The sequence below is a fragment of the Bradyrhizobium sp. sGM-13 genome (genome assembly GCF_018398875.1).
In the GTDB taxonomy this organism is placed as follows: domain Bacteria; phylum Pseudomonadota; class Alphaproteobacteria; order Rhizobiales; family Xanthobacteraceae; genus Bradyrhizobium.
The window spans coordinates 57,530-72,590 of the sequence record NZ_JAGWDK010000023.1 but is presented as its reverse complement, the minus strand read 5'-3'; the positions used below and the strand labels follow the sequence as shown (position 1 = coordinate 72,590).

The 15,061-nt window shown below is 63.3% G+C and carries 15 protein-coding genes and 1 pseudogene; 7 read left to right on the top strand and 9 right to left on the bottom strand.

Going from position 1 to position 15,061, the window contains the following annotated elements; all coding sequences use genetic code 11:
- Positions 1-15: 15 nt before the first annotated feature.
- Together KJQ96_RS28370 and rimO are read right to left on the bottom strand one after the other, a co-directional pair.
- Entirely contained in the window at positions 16-1,212 is a 1,197-nt protein-coding gene (locus KJQ96_RS28370; RefSeq protein WP_213289671.1) for an acetylornithine transaminase, read from the bottom strand.
- Positions 1,213-1,455: 243 nt separating this feature from the next.
- On the bottom strand, positions 1,456-2,781 hold the full coding sequence (gene rimO / locus KJQ96_RS28365; protein WP_213289670.1) for a 30S ribosomal protein S12 methylthiotransferase RimO: 1,326 nt from the start codon (positions 2,779-2,781) through the stop codon (positions 1,456-1,458).
- Positions 2,782-2,893: 112 nt separating this feature from the next.
- Here rimO and KJQ96_RS28360 point away from each other — a divergent pair, with 112 nt between their 5' ends.
- From KJQ96_RS28360 to KJQ96_RS28340, 5 genes are all read left to right on the top strand, one after another.
- Positions 2,894-3,484: an ANTAR domain-containing response regulator gene (locus KJQ96_RS28360; RefSeq protein WP_028346026.1), complete on the top strand. Its 591-nt coding sequence runs from the start codon at positions 2,894-2,896 to the stop codon at positions 3,482-3,484.
- Entirely contained in the window at positions 3,481-4,647 is a 1,167-nt protein-coding gene (locus KJQ96_RS28355; RefSeq protein WP_213289669.1) for a CmpA/NrtA family ABC transporter substrate-binding protein, read from the top strand. The genes KJQ96_RS28360 and KJQ96_RS28355 overlap by 4 nt, the downstream gene beginning before the upstream one ends.
- Before the next feature lie 351 nt (positions 4,648-4,998).
- Positions 4,999-6,795: a NirA family protein gene (locus KJQ96_RS28350; protein WP_213289668.1), complete on the top strand. Its 1,797-nt coding sequence runs from the start codon at positions 4,999-5,001 to the stop codon at positions 6,793-6,795.
- A complete protein-coding gene (locus KJQ96_RS28345; RefSeq protein ID WP_213289667.1) occupies positions 6,792-8,387 on the top strand; it encodes a sulfite reductase subunit alpha in 1,596 nt (531 codons plus the stop codon). Before KJQ96_RS28350 ends, KJQ96_RS28345 begins: the two co-directional genes overlap by 4 nt.
- Before the next feature lie 179 nt (positions 8,388-8,566).
- Positions 8,567-8,719, top strand: a complete 153-nt coding sequence (locus KJQ96_RS28340) for a hypothetical protein (protein ID WP_176721835.1) — start codon at positions 8,567-8,569, stop codon at positions 8,717-8,719.
- Between the two features lie 58 nt (positions 8,720-8,777).
- Here the strand turns inward: KJQ96_RS28340 and KJQ96_RS28335 are convergent, their stop codons facing one another.
- Genes KJQ96_RS28335 through pxpB form a run of 3 tightly spaced genes read right to left on the bottom strand, consistent with a single transcriptional unit; the run spans position 8,778 to position 11,369 of the window.
- Positions 8,778-9,551: a LamB/YcsF family protein gene (locus KJQ96_RS28335; protein ID WP_213289666.1), complete on the bottom strand. Its 774-nt coding sequence runs from the start codon at positions 9,549-9,551 to the stop codon at positions 8,778-8,780.
- A 34-nt stretch (positions 9,552-9,585) separates the two neighbouring features.
- Positions 9,586-10,641 (bottom strand): biotin-dependent carboxyltransferase family protein, encoded by a 1,056-nt coding sequence (locus tag KJQ96_RS28330; protein ID WP_213289665.1) that lies wholly within the window; start codon positions 10,639-10,641, stop codon positions 9,586-9,588.
- Complete coding sequence (gene pxpB / locus KJQ96_RS28325) at positions 10,638-11,369, bottom strand: 5-oxoprolinase subunit PxpB (protein ID WP_213289664.1); 732 nt, start codon at positions 11,367-11,369, stop codon at positions 10,638-10,640. Before pxpB ends, KJQ96_RS28330 begins: the two co-directional genes overlap by 4 nt.
- A gap of 225 nt (positions 11,370-11,594) precedes the next feature.
- On the opposite strand from pxpB, the gene KJQ96_RS28320 reads away from it, so the two are divergent.
- A complete protein-coding gene (locus KJQ96_RS28320; protein WP_213289663.1) occupies positions 11,595-12,293 on the top strand; it encodes a ribonuclease activity regulator RraA in 699 nt (232 codons plus the stop codon).
- Between the two features lie 23 nt (positions 12,294-12,316).
- The gene (locus KJQ96_RS28315; RefSeq protein ID WP_213289662.1) at positions 12,317-12,721 is read left to right on the top strand and encodes a cupin domain-containing protein; all 405 of its coding nucleotides are present in this window, start codon (positions 12,317-12,319) and stop codon (positions 12,719-12,721) included.
- A gap of 12 nt (positions 12,722-12,733) precedes the next feature.
- On the opposite strand, the gene KJQ96_RS28310 is transcribed toward KJQ96_RS28315, so the two are convergent.
- From KJQ96_RS28310 to KJQ96_RS28295, 4 genes and pseudogenes are all read right to left on the bottom strand, one after another.
- Positions 12,734-13,087 (bottom strand): hypothetical protein, encoded by a 354-nt coding sequence (locus KJQ96_RS28310; RefSeq protein ID WP_213289661.1) that lies wholly within the window; start codon positions 13,085-13,087, stop codon positions 12,734-12,736.
- A 145-nt stretch (positions 13,088-13,232) separates the two neighbouring features.
- On the bottom strand, positions 13,233-14,084 hold the full coding sequence (locus KJQ96_RS28305; protein ID WP_213289660.1) for a DUF2147 domain-containing protein: 852 nt from the start codon (positions 14,082-14,084) through the stop codon (positions 13,233-13,235).
- A gap of 192 nt (positions 14,085-14,276) precedes the next feature.
- Positions 14,277-14,489, bottom strand: a pseudogene (locus tag KJQ96_RS28300) (amino acid ABC transporter); the annotation flags it as partial.
- A gap of 34 nt (positions 14,490-14,523) precedes the next feature.
- Positions 14,524-14,949, bottom strand: coding sequence for a hypothetical protein (locus KJQ96_RS28295; protein ID WP_213289659.1), 426 nt, complete (start codon positions 14,947-14,949; stop codon positions 14,524-14,526).
- Between the last annotated feature and the right edge of the window lie 112 nt (positions 14,950-15,061).

The following is a 15,061-nucleotide window of genomic DNA, read 5'->3' as shown; positions in this document are numbered from 1 at the left end:
GAATGACCGAGAGCCTTACGCCACCCGCCTTGCCGCTCCCGCCCTCACCAAAATCGCGTCGAGGCAATCGATCATCATCGATATCTCGTCGCGCGTGACGTTGAGGGCGGGCATGAAGCGGAGCGTATCGGGCTGCGGCGAGTTGATGAGCACGCCGTCCGCGAGCGCTTCTGCTACGATCGACGCGCCGATCGGCAGTTTGAGGTCCAGCGCCAGCAATAGCCCGCGGCCCCGGACTTCGCCGAGCCCGTGGCGCGCGGATAGCTTCTGCAGCTCGCTTTCCAGGAACAGGCCGGCATCCGCAGCCGCTTTCAGAAACTCCGGCTTCGAAACCTCCTCAAGCACCGCAAGCCCCGCAGCGCACATCAACGGATTGCCGTTGAACGTACCGCCCTGGTCACCGTGCTCGAAGCAGGAGGCACGTTCAGTCGCGAGCAAGGCGGCCAGCGGCACGCCGCCGCCGATGCCCTTGCCGAGGGTCATGATGTCGGGCTCGATGCCGGCATGCTCATAGTGGAAGAGTTTTCCGGTTCGGCCCATGCCGGTCTGGATCTCGTCGACGATGAGCAGCAGCCCGTACTCGTTGGTCAGCGCGCGCAACTCCTTCAGGAATTGATCGGTCGCCGGCCAGACGCCGGCTTCGCCCTGGATCGGCTCCAGCATCACCGCGACCGTATTGTCCGATATCAGTGCCTTCACCGAATCGAGATCGTTGAGCTTGGCCTTGCGGAAGCCCGATACCTTTGGCTCGAACAGCGGCTCGAACGCCTTTTTGCCCGATGCCGACATGGTGGCGAGCGTGCGGCCGTGAAAGCCGCCTTCGAAGGTGATGATTTCGAACGCGCCGTTCTTGTATTTCGTGCCGTATTTCCGCGCGAGCTTGATGGCGCCTTCATTGGCCTCCGCGCCCGAATTGGCGAAGAACACCTGATCGAAGCAGCTCTTCTCGCGAAGTGCTTGCGCGAGCTTCAGACTGGGGCCGTTGTAGAAGGCGGGGCTTGGCGTCAGCAGCAGTTTTGCCTGCGCGGCAAGCGCCTCGGCAACGACCGGCGGCGAATGGCCGAGGCAGTTGACGGCCCAACCCTGCATGAAATCGAGGTAGCGCTTGCCGGCGTCATCCCACAGATACGCGCCTTCGCCGCGAACGAACACGGCCTGCGGGCGGGCGGTGATGTTCATCAGCGCGTCGAACGGATGGGCAGCATGGGTCATGTCGATCTCCTCAGGGGGTGGGGGAAGGGGCAGGCCGAAACGCAAGAAGGCCGCACTTTTGAGGGTGCGGCCTTCTCGAAAACGTGGCTGAAACTAGCTAATCAGCGTTGTCGTCGGACACGGCGCGACCCATCATCGTCGACAGAGCGACGACGCAGGCAAGCGCGGCGGTTGGTCCAGTTCAGTTTCATGGCGATGGCCCATACAGCCGAACGGTGCGCCATGTCAAGCCGCGTCCGGTGTTCAGAATCCCGCGACGCTGCCGTGCAGATCATACTGATCCGACCGCTCGATCTTCGCGGTGACGATCTCGCCGACCTTCAGCGGGCGGCGGCTGGAAAGATAGACCGCTCCATCGATCTGCGGCGCATCGGCTTTTGAACGGCCCTTTGCGACCGTCGGTCCGACCTCATCGACGATGATCTGCTGTCTCGTGCCGACCTTGCGCTTGAGACGGCGCGCGGAGATTTTTTGCTGCCGCGCCATCAGCGCGTCCCAGCGCTCCTGCTTGATCTCGTCGGGCACGGCATTGCCGATCGCGTTGGAGGCGGCGCCCGCGACCGGCTCGTATTTGAAGCAGCCGAGGCGATCGATCTCGGCTTCTTCCAGCCAGTCGAGCAGATAGGCGAAGTCGGAATCGGTTTCGCCGGGGAAGCCGACGATGAAGGTCGAGCGCAGCGTCAGGTCAGGACATTCCTCGCGCCACTTCTTGATCCGCGCCAGTGTCTTTTCCTGCGCGGCGGGACGCTTCATGGCTTTCAGGACGTCCGGGCTCGCATGCTGGAAGGGAATATCGAGATAAGGCAGGACCTTGCCCTCGGTCATCAGGCCGATGACTTCGTCGACATGCGGGTACGGGTAGACATATTGCAGCCGCACCCAGGCGCCGAGTTCGCCGAGTTCCTTGGCGAGGTCGAAAAATTTGGCGCGGACCTGGCGGTCCTTCCAGGGGCTTTCGGAATACTTCACGTCGACGCCATAGGCCGACGTGTCCTGCGAGATGACGAGCAATTCCTTGACGCCGGCTGCGACGAGCCTTTCCGCCTCGCGCAGCACGTCATTGGCCGGACGCGACACCAGGTCGCCGCGCAGTTTTGGGATGATGCAGAAACTGCAGCGGTTGTTGCAGCCTTCGGAAATCTTCAAGTAAGCGTAATGGCGCGGCGTCAGCTTGATGCCCTGCGGCGGCACCAGATCGAGATGCGGATGATGGACCGGCGGCAGGGCCCGGTGCACGGCCTCCAGCACGCTCTCATATTGCTGCGGGCCTGATATCGAAAGCACGCCCGGATAGGCCGCCTCGATCTGCTCGGGTTCCGCGCCCATGCAGCCGGTGACGATGACCTTGCCGTTCTCCGCCATCGCCTCGCCAATGGCGCCAAGCGATTCCTGCTTGGCGCTGTCGAGGAAGCCGCAGGTGTTGACGATCACGATGTCGGCGCCGTCATGCTTGCGGGCCAGCTCATAGCCTTCGGCGCGCAAACGGGTGATAATGCGCTCGGAATCCACCAGCGCTTTGGGGCACCCAAGGGAAACAAAGCTGACTTTGGGCGCAGCGGCCTGTTGCATATTTCATCTGCCTGATTGATCGGCACGAGCTAGTCCTAATTGCCCATAATTACAAGGCTTTGCGCCAGCTTCTGACGTGCTATGGATGCCCGGCCGGGGTATGAGTTGATCGATGAGCGCTGAGTCGTCGCCGAAAATCGTCATTGTCGACGAAAGTCCGATCCGGGCCGCAATCCTGGAAGAGGGGTTGCGGGAGGCGGGCTTTACCGGCGTTGTGCATATCAGCGAAATGCAGAGCCTGTTGGCGCGAATCTATGCGCTCGACCCCGATGTAATCCTGATCGACCTGGAAAACCCCAGCCGCGACGTGCTGGAACAGATGTTCCAGGTCAGCCGCGCGGTACGGCGGCCGATCGCGATGTTCGTCGACCAGAGCGATGCGGCCTCGATCCAGGCCTCCGTCGATGCCGGCGTTTCCGCCTACATTGTCGACGGCCTGAAGAAAGAACGGATCAAGCCGATCCTCGACCTCTGCATTTCCCGCTTCAACGCCTTCTCCAAGCTGCAGGACGAACTCGACCGCACCAAGTCGGCGCTCGAGGAGCGCAAGGTGATCGACCGCGCCAAGGGAATCCTGATGAAGGTGAAGGGCCTCACCGAAGAGGAGGCCTATGTGCTGATGCGCTCCACCGCGATGCGCGAGAAGAAGAAAATCGGCGAGATCGCGCAGTCGATCCTGACCGCGTCGGAGCTGCTGAAATGACGACACCGCTGCATATCGGCTTCATTCCCCTGGTCGACGCGGCCGCGCTGATCATCGCCGTCGACAAGGGCTTTACGGCCGCCGAAGGGCTCGATGTCACGCTGGTGCGTGAAGTGTCGTGGTCCAACGTCCGCGACAAGCTCAATATCGGCATGTTCGACGCGGCGCATCTGCTGGCGCCGGTAGCGATCGCCTCGAGCCTGGGCTTGGGCCACGTCAAGGTGCCGATCGTTGCGCCATTCAATCTCGGCCTCAATGGCAACGCGATCACGGTATCGCCGGCGCTGCACGCCGCAATCATCAGCGAGATCGATGGCGACCCGCTCGATCCCATGGCCACGGCACTGGCGCTCGCCCGCGTCGTTGCCGCCAGGCGCAAGAGCGGCGCGGAACCGCTGACGTTCGGCATGACGTTTCCGTTCTCCACCCATAACTACCAGCTCCGGTTCTGGATGGCGGCGGGCGGGGTCGATCCCGACGAGGATGTTCGCCTCGTGGTGCTGCCGCCGCCCTACATGGTGGACAGCCTCGCCAATGGCCATGTCGATGCGTTCTGCGTCGGTGCGCCCTGGAACTCGGTTGCGGTCGATCTCGGCGTCGGCCACATCCTCCATTTCGTCTCCGATATTTTGGTGCGCGCGGCCGAAAAAGTTCTCGCTGTCAGGCAAAGCTGGTCGGAAAAGAATCCGAACGCGCTGGCTGCGCTGATCCGGGCGGCTGCCCACGCCGCCGAATACATCGAGGAGCCCGGAAACCGCGCCGAGACCGCTCATATCCTGGCGCGGCCCGAACGGCTCGGCGTCGGCGCCGAGGTGATCCAGCGCACCCTCGACGGCCGACTGAAGATTTCACCGGACGGCCAGCGGCGCGAGAGCGGCCGCTACCTGCTGGTCGGGCGCGAGGGGGCGGGCCGGCCCGATCCGGCGCAAGCTGCCTGGCTTTACGCGCAAATGGTACGCTGGCGACAGACGCAGATGCGGCCCGATGCGCTGAAGACTGCCATGGCGGTCTTCAGGCCCGAACTCTACGACGCCGCCATGGGCCGTCCGGGGACGGCTCCCGGCACGCCTGGTGCCATCGGCGCCTTTGCCGGCCCTGCGTTCGACCCTGCGGACATCGCCGGGCATCTGGCGGCTTTCAAAATTGGGCATTGGAAGCCGTAAGCCAGTCGATTGAAGCGATATTAGGCAAACATACACGGCGCCTAGTTCTTAGGCGGGATGCCCAGAAAGCAACTATGAAGCTCGCTTCATAGTTTCGAGTTCCTCGTCGGAACAGATTGAAATTTCAAGACATTCATCGCGACTCCGTTTGGCACGCAACTTGTATGGTGCAGTGCGGTCGGCTCGTCGCAGATGCCTGCTGGCCTACGTCCAAGATGGATTTCCGCAGCAACGAAGCTGGTCGGACCGCATACCAGAATCACAGCCCGGCACCACGCCGGCCCGATTCTCCTGGGCGGTCCATCCCATTCGTTGACGCCACCAATCGTGGCCGCAGGAGCTTCGTCGCGCATGAAAATCGAACCGATCACAGTCGACTTTACCGACGAGCAGAAGCGCTACCTCGAAGGCTTTACCGCAGGCTTGCAGATCAGCCGGGTCGGGCGCGGCCTCGGTAACGCGGGAAAGGCGAGTGCCGAACCGACGGGGCCGGATGCCGCGCACATCAAGGCGCAGGACGGGGTGATCGCCGCCGGCAAGAAGCTCGCCGATCCCGAGAAGTTCAAGCGCGAGGAGCATCCGTTCGATGCCTATCCCCGGCTGAAGCAACAGGCGCTCGACAACGCGCCGCCGAACCCCGCAGATAATTTCCGCTGGCGCTATTACGGCCTGTTCTACGTCGCGCCGGCGCAGGATTCCTACATGTGCCGCCTCAGGATTCCGAACGGCATCCTGAAGCACTGGCAGTTTTCGGGGCTGGCCGATCTCGCCGAGCGGCTGTGCGGGCCGTTCTGCCACGTCACCACGCGCGCTAACTTGCAGGTGCGCGAGATTCCGCCCAAGCATGCGGTGGCCCTGATCGAGGGCATTCAGGATCTGGGCCTCTGTTCGCGCGGCACCGGCGCGGACAACATCCGCAACGTCACGGGCACGCCGACGGCGGGGATCGACCCGCAGGAACTGATCGATACCCGCGAATATGCCCGCGAGTGGCACTATCACATCCTCAACGATCGCTCGCTGTATGGCTTGCCGCGCAAGTTCAATGTCGCCTTCGATGGCGCCGGCAGGATCGCCGTGCTGGAAGACACTAACGACATTGCGTTCACCGCGGTCGAAGTGAAGGACGGCTTTGGCGCCGAGCCCGGCACCTGGTTTCGCTTAGGGATCGGCGGCATTACGGGTCATAAGGATTTTGCCAAGTATAGCGACATCATCGTGAAGCCGGCCGATGCCACCAGGGTGGCGGATGCCATCGTGCGCATCTTCATCGAACTCGGCGATCGCACCAACCGCAACAAGGCGCGACTGAAGTATGTGCTCGATGGGATGGGGCACGAAAAATTCCACGCGCTGGTCGAGGAGCGGCTCGGCAAGCCCTTCACCCGCGTGCCGCCCGAAGCGCTTACGCCGCGGCCGGCCTCGGACCGCACGGCACATATCGGTGTGCACAGACAGAAACAGGTGGGGCTGAACTGGATTGGCGTGTCGCTGCCGCTCGGCAAGATCACGTGTGAGCAGATGCGGGGGCTGGCCAAAATCGCGCAGGATCTTGGCGACGGCGATGTCCGCCTGACGGTGTGGCAGAACCTGCTGATTCCGGGCGTGCGCGACGAGAATGTCGAGCTTGCGGTCGCCGCGATCAAGGCGATCGGGCTTGCGGTCGAGGCGTCGCAAATCCGGGCCAGGCTGATCGCCTGCACCGGCAATGCCGGCTGCCGATTTGCGGCGGCGGATACCAAGCGCCATGCCGCCGAAATCGGCGACTGGTGCGAGCCACGCGTTAACATCGAGACGCCGATCAACATCCACGTCACCGGCTGCCATCATTCCTGCGCGCAGCATTACATCAGCGATATCGGGCTGATCGCCGCGAAAGTGGATGTTGGCGAGGATGCCGATCCCGTCGAGGGCTATCATCTTTTCACCGGCGGCGGCTTCGGACCCGACGCCGATGTCGGGCAGGAGGTCTATCGCGACGTCAAGGCCGAGGATGCGCCGAGGAAGGTCGAGAAATTGCTGAAGGCCTATCTCACGCATCGCGCATCACCCGAAGAGACGTTCCTGACCTTTGCGCGCCGCCATGACGGCGAGACGCTGCGCAAGCTGGCCGATGCCCAAGTCACTGACGCTCAGGTGTCCTCATGAATCAGATCACGCCTCCACCCAAGGTCGAGATCATTCCCTCGAACGCGCCATTCTCAGAAGCGCAGCGCTCCTGGCTGAACGGGTTCTTTGCCGGGCTCCTGTCCGATGCGACACCGTTGTCGGCCGAACAAGGCGCTGAAGTCATGCAGGGCGCGGCCGGCGATGGCGATGACGGCGAAGCGCCGTGGCACGACCAGACCATGCCGATCGCCGATCGCATGAAGCTTGCCGAGGGCCGGCCGTTGCGGCGGCGGATGATGGCGGCAATGGCGCAGCAGGATTGCGGCCAATGCGGCTATGACTGCCATAACTATTCCGAAGCGATCGCGAACAAGAGCGAAGCGCGGCTCAACCTCTGCGTCCCCGGCGGCAAGGAAACCGCGCGGATGCTGAAGTCGCTTTATGAGGAAATCGACAAGGCACCGGCGCCGTCATCGGCGCCAGCGGCGGCTGCGGCTGCGCCGACGGCTCCAGGCGAGCCCGGCCGCTCGCGCGACAATCCCGCAGACGCAAAATTCCTGTCGCGACGACTGCTCAACGGCGAGGGCTCGGAGAAGGAGACCTGGCATATCGAGTTCGATCTCTCCGGATGTGGCCTCGACTATGTCGTAGGCGATTCGTTCGGGATCTTTGCGCGCAACGACGTCGGCCTGGTCGACCAGATCATCGCACTCTTGGGCGCATCGCATACGACGGAGGTGAGGGGAAAGACGCTGCGTGAAGTATTGCGCGACGACGTCTCACTGTCGCCGGCGCCGGATTCACTGTTCGAGTTGATCTCGTATCTGACCGGCGGCGCGCTACGCGAGAAAGCCCGCGCGCTGGCGCAGGGCGAGGATCCCGATGGCGACGCGGCGACGCTCGACGTCATGGCGGTATTGCAGAAATTCTCCCGCATTCGTCCGCATCCCGAGGCCTTTGTCGAGGCGCTGGAGCCATTACAGCCGCGGCTTTACTCGATCTCGTCGTCGCACAATACTACGCCCGGAAAGCTGTCGCTGACGGTCGACTGCGTGCGCTATGTGGTCAACAAGCGTCGTCGTTTGGGACTGGCCTCGACATTTCTTGCCGAGCGCATCAGTTCCGGCGACGAGGTCAAGGTCTACGTACAGAAGGCCCATGGCTTCGCGCTACCGCAGGACCCGAAGACCCCAATCATCATGGTCGGTCCTGGGACGGGTATCGCACCGTTCCGCGCCTTCCTGCTCGATCGCCGCGCCACCGGCGCACCCGGCAAGAACTGGCTGTTCTTCGGCCATCAGCGCAGCGATTGCGATTTCTTCTATGCCGACGAACTCAATGCGATGAAGACCTCGGGCCTCTTGACGCGGTTGTCGCTGGCGTGGTCGCGCGATGGCAACAAGAAATTTTACGTGCAGGACCGCATGCGCGAGGTTGGCCGCGAGGTATGGACCTGGCTTGCCGAAGGCGCCCATGTCTACATCTGCGGGGATGCCAAGCGGATGGCCAAAGACGTCGAGCGCGCGCTGGTCGACATCGTTGCCCAATTCGGCGCCCGAACCACCGACGAGGCCGTCAGCTTCGTCGGGGAACTCAAGAAAAAGGGCCGGTTCCAGCAGGATGTTTACTAATTCGGGTTCCAACTCCACTCAAATCGGCCCGAATAAAATTCTCGCTCTGGTCAGAAAGAAGGGAAATTTCCCCTCGAAATGGAGCGCGCCGGAGCGCCCCAACGCTATTTCGGCGGATACCTTGCATCCGGACGCGATCGATATTCCATATGCAGTCCATGCCGCGTTGGAGATCGATCATGCGCGAACTATCGGCGGAAGCCCGCCTGCACCTTTACGCACGCTCGGTGTCCCGCCGTTCCGGCACCGGCTTTCACACCGCCGCGCTCTACAGCGCGTTCGCGCTCATTGCCGCCATCGTGTTCGGCACGCTCTCGGTTCATCCGTTCTGAGCGTTGATTTCTGACGCGTTTTCTTCACGCGAACCGGCTTCCACTTCGCTCGAAAACGCTATGACTGCGCCGTCTTGAACGGCGCGACCGTAATCCCCGCATCCATCAACGCCTGACGAACGCCGCGTGCGATGTCGACGGCACCCGGCGTGTCGCCATGAATGCACACGGTGTCGGTGCGCATCTTGATCACCTTGCCGGTGACGGAGACGACCGCGCCGTCCTGCACCATCCGCACCACGCGATCGGCGATTTGTTTCGCATCATGCAGCACGGCGCCCGGCTTCTTGCGCGACACCAGTGAGCCATTGTCCTCATAGGCGCGGTCGGCAAACACCTCGTGCACCATCGGCAAATTGGCGGCTTCTCCCGCCTGCACCAGCTTGGAATTGGCGAGCACCACGAAAATCAGATTGGGATCAACCGCCTTGATGCCGTTGGCGATGGCTTTTGCGGTCATGTCGTCCTCGCAGGCGACGTTGGAGAGCGCGCCATGCGCCTTGACGTGAGTAACCTTGTAACCGGCCGCGGTCGCAATCGCCTGCAGCGCGCCGATCTGGTAGGCGATGAGGTTCTCGATCTCCGAAGATTTTAGGCCCGGGATCGGCCGCCGACCGAAGCCGTGCAGGTCGCGATAGCCGGGATGCGCGCCGACCGAGACGCCGCGCGCTTTCGCCAGTTCGACCGTGCGGCGCATGATGTCGGGATCGCCGGCATGAAAGCCGCAGGCGACGTTCACCGAGGTCGCAAGCTCGATCATCGCTGCGTCATTGCCCATTTCCCAGGGGCCAAACCCTTCGCCGAGATCGCAATTGAGGTCGATGGTTGTCATGTTGTCCGTCCGCTTCTCGTGAGTGGATTGGTGCTCAGTCCGGGCCCGCTATGTCGGCCATCGATACCGCGTGCCAGGTTCCGGCATCGACCGCGCTGACGGCGTGGCCCGCGACATTGGCATCGTGCAGCGCGTCGATGTTGAGATCAACGCTTTCGATTGCACGAAGCCGATCGGGCAGGGTGCGCAACAGTTCCGCAAACTTGCGCGCTTCGGCCTGCGCTTCCGCCATGCTGACGGCGCGAAAGCGAAAGGCGTGACCGGCGGGGATCTGTGTCAGTCGCCCGAGGTCGGCCGAAATCACCGTTGCGATCTTGGGATAGCCGCCGCTGGTGCCGCGGTCCGGCATCAGCACGATCGGCTGGCCATTACCGGGCACCTGCAGGCTGCCGTTGACGGTGCCGTCGGAGACGATGTTATGGCCGTGAAGGTGCTTGAGGGTGGGGCCTTCAAGCCGGTAACCCATGCGGTCACTGGTCGCCGATATCTTCCATTCGCTGTCGACGAACAGCTTTTTGGTCTCATCGGTGAATTCGTCGTCCTGTGGACCCCAGACGATGCGGATCGGCGCGTCGGTTGCCGCCGGCAATTCGATCCGCCGTTCCGCCGCGCCGCTTGCGGCCTTCGCCGGTAGCTCGTCGCCGGCCTGCAGTGGGCGAGGATAGGGGCTGCCAAGGCCTGCGCGGGCATTGACGGCCAGGCTGCCGAACATGGGCTCGCCGGCAATGCCGCCTTCAATCGCGAGATAGCTGAACGCGCCGCCGCGGGCAAAGCCGAGCGTCAGCGTCTCGCCATCGGCCAGCGTTGCGGATGTATCCGGTGCCACGGCGCGGCCGGCGATATCGGCATTGCGCGGGGCTCCCGTCAGCGCGACGCGCACCGCGGCGCCGCGCGTGGTAAATTTCGCCCCGAACGGGCCGACCTCGACGGCCGCCGTGAACGGCGCATTGCCAACCAACGTGTTCGCTGCCGCCAGCGCCAGCCGATCCATTGCGCCACTTGGCACCAGGCCGTAGCGCTGGGCGCCGGGACGTCCGCCGTCCTGTACGGAACTCGCCGGGCCGATCGAGATAATGACGAGCTTGTTCATGAGGCGATCTGCTCGGCTATGAATTCGCCGGCTTCGGCGGCGCGGTCCTGCTCTGCAAAAGTTTTGGCATCGACGGGCGTGAAGGTGACGTTGTCGCCCGGCTCCAGCAAAAAGATCGGGTCGCGGTGAAGCTGGTAGGTGCGAACGGCTGTCCGCCCCAGAAGATGCCAGCCGCTCGGGCCGGCGAGACACTGCACGCCGGTCTGCACCCCACCGATCGAGATGGTGCCGGCCGGGGTCAGCAAACGCGGATTTTGCCGCCGCGGCATATGTAGGCTATCCGCAAGCCCGCTGAGATAGGACCAGCCGGGCGTAAAGCCGATCATCGCGACCCGGTAGTCGCCCGCGACGTGCCGCGCCACGATCTCCTCAGGCGTCGTGTTGAGGGTTTTTGCGACGTCCTCGAGGTCGATGCCGTGCTCGCCGCCATAAACGACTGGAATGCGCCAGCGCCGGGCTTTTGTCGTCGCCGGTACCGGGAGCTGCGCGAGCGCGAGTATCCTTCCACCAAGCTTGTCGAAACCGATCTGGACCGGATCGTAGTGGACCAGCAGCGAACGATAGGTCGGCACCGTCTCTGTGACGCCTGCGATGGGTTGAGCAGCCAGCGCGCGGTCGAGCGCCAGCACTCTCCGGTTGGCGGCATCGTCGATGTTGCGGCTGAATTCTACCGTGATGGCGCTGTCGCCACTCGGCAACAGGCGGGGCGGGGGTAGCGTTGCGGCCATGGCCTCTAAACTTGTCTCGCAGCTCTCGTGCTAGCTCAACCTCTAGCGTGTTTTGGCCGCAAGTGGAATTCGCATCGCGCGAAATCCGCCAGTAAGTTCAATAAATTAATCTGCAGTCCGACGATAAGATGTTATGATCGCGCTTCTTTCCACCGACCCTTGACGCGATGTCTGCGCTTCGCAAGATGCACTACCTTTCACCATCCTCCGGAGCCTGCATTCCAGATGTCCCTGTCCCCCGAAGCCATCGCAACCCTGTCCGGCGTCTCGACCGCCACCATCACCACCGTGCTGCTCAAGAAGGGCCTGCGAAACGTCTGGATGCGCGGCACCAAGCCGCTGCGGCCGGGGCAGCCGCGGCTGGTCGGACCGGCCTTTACGCTGCGCTTCGTGCCGGCCCGCGAAGATCTCGCCACACCTGAATCCTGGTCGTCGCCGATTTCGACCCGCACCGCGATTGAAGCCATGCCGAAAGGCTGCATCGCCGTAGTCGATGCGATGGGCGTCTCCGATGCCGGCATCTTCGGCGACATCCTCTGCGCCCGCATGGTCAAGCGCGGGGTTGCGGCGCTGATTACCGATGGCGTGGTGCGCGATGTCGAAGGCGTGCTCGGCACCAATCTCCCGGTCTGGTGCGACGGCTTCGCCGCGCCGCCTTCCGTGGCCGGGCTTACCTTCGTGGGCTGGGGCGAGCCGATCGGCTGCGGCGGGGTTGCGGTATTTCCGAACGACATCGTTGTCGCCGACCAGGACGGCGCCGTGCTGATCCCACGGGCCCTGCTCGACCACGTGCTGGCCGAAGGGCCGGAGCAGGAACGGATGGAAGCCTGGATCGTCAACGAGGTGAACAACGGCGCGGCGTTGCCCGGCCTCTATCCGATGAACGCCGAGACCAAGGCGCGCTACGCCGCGACGAAGAAATAACTTCAACAGGCAGAGGCAACTCCATGGAAATCCATCTCGCGGGCTCCCGGCCAACACGCCGGGCGCCGACTGAATATTTCACCGGCACGGTGCTGCAGGATCCGATTATCCAGACCGAGGCGCCGGCACGGCTGGCCTCGACGCGCGTCTCCTTTGAGCCCGGCGCGCGCACGGCGTGGCATACGCATCCGCTCGGTCAGACGCTCTACGTCATCTCGGGGCTCGGACGGGTGCAGGCCAAGGGCGGTCCGATCAGGGAAATTCGTCCCGGTGATGTCGTCTGGATTCCGCCGGGCGAGAAGCACTGGCATGGCGCTTCACCGACCAATGCCATGACGCACATCGCCATGCAGGAAGCGCTCGACGGCAGCTACGTCACCTGGATGGAGCACGTGACCGACGCGGAGTACACCGAGAAGGTCGGCTGAGTTCCTGGTGTTTCACATCCGCTGCGCGGTCCAGGTGCCAGAGCACAGGGCTGCGCGCCATGTGCCAGATCCTGACGTGCCCGTGAGAACGCCGGAGCCGACGGCTCGCTTCATGCCGCTCGCAAGGGTGACGCGGATGGTGCCGGCCTCGGCGACGCGGCCGGAGGCCGTGACAGCCGCGTTGCGGGAGGCGATCTGACCATTGTTGATTCCGATCGAGACCGAAGCGCCGCTGCTGCAGGCGGCGTTCGACGAGGTGATCTGCACATTCCAGTCACCGTCGAATGTTGCGGCTGCGGATGGCGTGGTGGTGGCCAATACGGCAAGTAGCGAAACGGCGACGGCAGATTTGCGAAGACTTCCCATGGCGTGCCCCTGTTGTTTGGACACGTCCATAGTTCCACGGCCGTTCCAAGACGACCGTGACTGTCATCACGCGCGGGACGCGGGACAAGACCTCAAAGAAGGACTCCGTCCAACAGCATCACGATCGTCAACATGACGCGACGAGTCAGTTGACGCGGGTCCAGGTCTGGCCGCCGCAGAACATGCCGCCGAAGGCGCAGCCCTGAACGCGCAGACTGTCGGTGCCCTTGAGCGCGATCGTCGAATCGTAGGTGCTGCCGGTGTTCGGATCGAAAATCCGCCCGCTCCACTTGTCCTTGCCGGGCTTCATGTTGATCAGGACCTGCTCGCCGTTCTGGTTCGACTTCTTGTCGACGGAATAGCCGCACAGATTGGGGCCGCACGGTTCGATCCGCACCTTGCCTTCCTTCTCCTCGGTCAGCCAAACGCCGAGCGGTGAGTTCGCAGGCGCCTCCGAAGCTGCCGGAGCCGCGGCCTGTTTCTGTTGCGGCGGCGGTGGTGCCGGTGCGGCAACGGGAGCTGGTGCTGGCGGGACTACCGGCGCGGCGTTCTGTTGCACTGGGGGAGCAGCGGGCGCTGCCGCCGCAGGCGCGGCGGCGTCAGCCGGTGCAACGGCTGCTGTTGAGCTCGACGGTGCTGCTGTTGCAGTGGCGGGAGCGGCCGGAGCAGGGGCAGCAGGTGCCGGCGCAGTCGCAGGGGCAGCCGCTTGCTCCGCCGGTGCCGACACGGCCGGCGCTGGCGCAGTCTCCGGTGCGGCCTGCGGGGAAGTCTTTGCCTGCTGCGGAGCCTTCCTGGTCGGACGATCAAGATCGCCTTCCTCGCCACGCGCGCGTTTGGTCTTCTTGCCGGTATTGTCGTAGACGCCGGGAATAGAGACGGTGCCGCGATCGGGATCGATCGTAATGGTGCGGCCGCCATACTCGAAAGTGTACTGCGCCTGTGCAGCGGTGACGGTGCCAGCCAGCAAGAGCGCGGCGATAGCGAGGCACTTCTTCATTATAACGACCTCCTGAACAGGGAATCCGGATGCCCGCAGCTACTACGCATCGGCAGCGTCACTCAACGTGATCCAGATCACTTTCAAACTTATAAGTCGTGTACTAGCGGCTTTGGTTCAATTCGACGGCGGCAGTCTAAATTGCGCCCATTGGGCGGTCAATTTCCTCGGAAAACAGGCTTGTCCAATCGATCAATCGAACCAGACGGAATAGATTTTTCTGAAGCTTCCGTTCTGGATAGCGATGTGCAGCCATTGATCCACAAAGGCCTTCAGCGCCATGTCGCGCTGCAGCCAATAGGCCTTCTCGGCGAAGTCGAACGGTTTTTCCGGATGCACCGCGCAGAGCACTCCGGCGTGCTGCTTTTGCTGATAGTGGGTCGCGGAAGCGTCCGTCATCATCAGCCGATCCGCAGCTTGCGCCGCTCAACTACGGAAGTTACGCCTCGCCGTTATCCTTGCGGGCCAGATTCGCCGCGGCGCTACGCCCGGTCATCTCGCTCTTCAATTGCTCGAAGCGTCGGCGCGCGTTGCTTTCGCGATCGTCGACCATCTGAATCGCGGCTTCCCTCGACATCGGCCCGGTGACGATCGGCGTGGAGTTCTCGCCGATTGTCTCGTCGACATAGTAATCGCCATTGTCGAGGCGGACGGTCCATTTGAAACGGATTGCGGTCATCGGGCCGGGCCCGAATTTGCTGTAACCGCGAGCCTCGATGGGAGGAGGAGATGTGGGGATGGGCGGAGGCCCCACCGGCATCTGCTGCGTGACGGCGGGCTTTTCGGGTTCGCGACGGCTTTCCGGCGGGTCGAGGATGCTAGCGATGGTCGCTAGGGCGTTGTCGGTCGGGTCGCTTTGGGTCACGATTCAGCCTCCGGATCGAGCCCGTTTGCGGAATCAGTATCCGTCGCCGCCCACAGCCCCTTCCTTGCTTCCGAATAAAGCCAGGCTTTGTCAATCCGTGGCTTTTTTGGGG

What these genes read in the sequence shown, in the direction of transcription:
- KJQ96_RS28345 (WP_213289667.1), top strand. Translation starts at nt 6,792, where the DNA reads ATGAATCAGATCACGCCTCCACCCAAGGTCGAGATCATTCCCTCGAAC.
- rimO (WP_213289670.1), bottom strand. Translation starts at nt 2,781, where the DNA reads ATGCAACAGGCCGCTGCGCCCAAAGTCAGCTTTGTTTCCCTTGGGTGC.
- KJQ96_RS28320 (WP_213289663.1), top strand. Translation starts at nt 11,595, where the DNA reads ATGTCCCTGTCCCCCGAAGCCATCGCAACCCTGTCCGGCGTCTCGACC.
- KJQ96_RS28350 (WP_213289668.1), top strand. Translation starts at nt 4,999, where the DNA reads ATGAAAATCGAACCGATCACAGTCGACTTTACCGACGAGCAGAAGCGC.
- pxpB (WP_213289664.1), bottom strand. Translation starts at nt 11,369, where the DNA reads ATGGCCGCAACGCTACCCCCGCCCCGCCTGTTGCCGAGTGGCGACAGC.
- KJQ96_RS28355 (WP_213289669.1), top strand. Translation starts at nt 3,481, where the DNA reads ATGACGACACCGCTGCATATCGGCTTCATTCCCCTGGTCGACGCGGCC.
- KJQ96_RS28330 (WP_213289665.1), bottom strand. Translation starts at nt 10,641, where the DNA reads ATGAACAAGCTCGTCATTATCTCGATCGGCCCGGCGAGTTCCGTACAG.
- KJQ96_RS28360 (WP_028346026.1), top strand. Translation starts at nt 2,894, where the DNA reads ATGAGCGCTGAGTCGTCGCCGAAAATCGTCATTGTCGACGAAAGTCCG.
- KJQ96_RS28315 (WP_213289662.1), top strand. Translation starts at nt 12,317, where the DNA reads ATGGAAATCCATCTCGCGGGCTCCCGGCCAACACGCCGGGCGCCGACT.
- KJQ96_RS28335 (WP_213289666.1), bottom strand. Translation starts at nt 9,551, where the DNA reads ATGACAACCATCGACCTCAATTGCGATCTCGGCGAAGGGTTTGGCCCC.
- KJQ96_RS28340 (WP_176721835.1), top strand. Translation starts at nt 8,567, where the DNA reads ATGCGCGAACTATCGGCGGAAGCCCGCCTGCACCTTTACGCACGCTCG.
- KJQ96_RS28310 (WP_213289661.1), bottom strand. Translation starts at nt 13,087, where the DNA reads ATGGGAAGTCTTCGCAAATCTGCCGTCGCCGTTTCGCTACTTGCCGTA.
- KJQ96_RS28305 (WP_213289660.1), bottom strand. Translation starts at nt 14,084, where the DNA reads ATGAAGAAGTGCCTCGCTATCGCCGCGCTCTTGCTGGCTGGCACCGTC.
- KJQ96_RS28370 (WP_213289671.1), bottom strand. Translation starts at nt 1,212, where the DNA reads ATGACCCATGCTGCCCATCCGTTCGACGCGCTGATGAACATCACCGCC.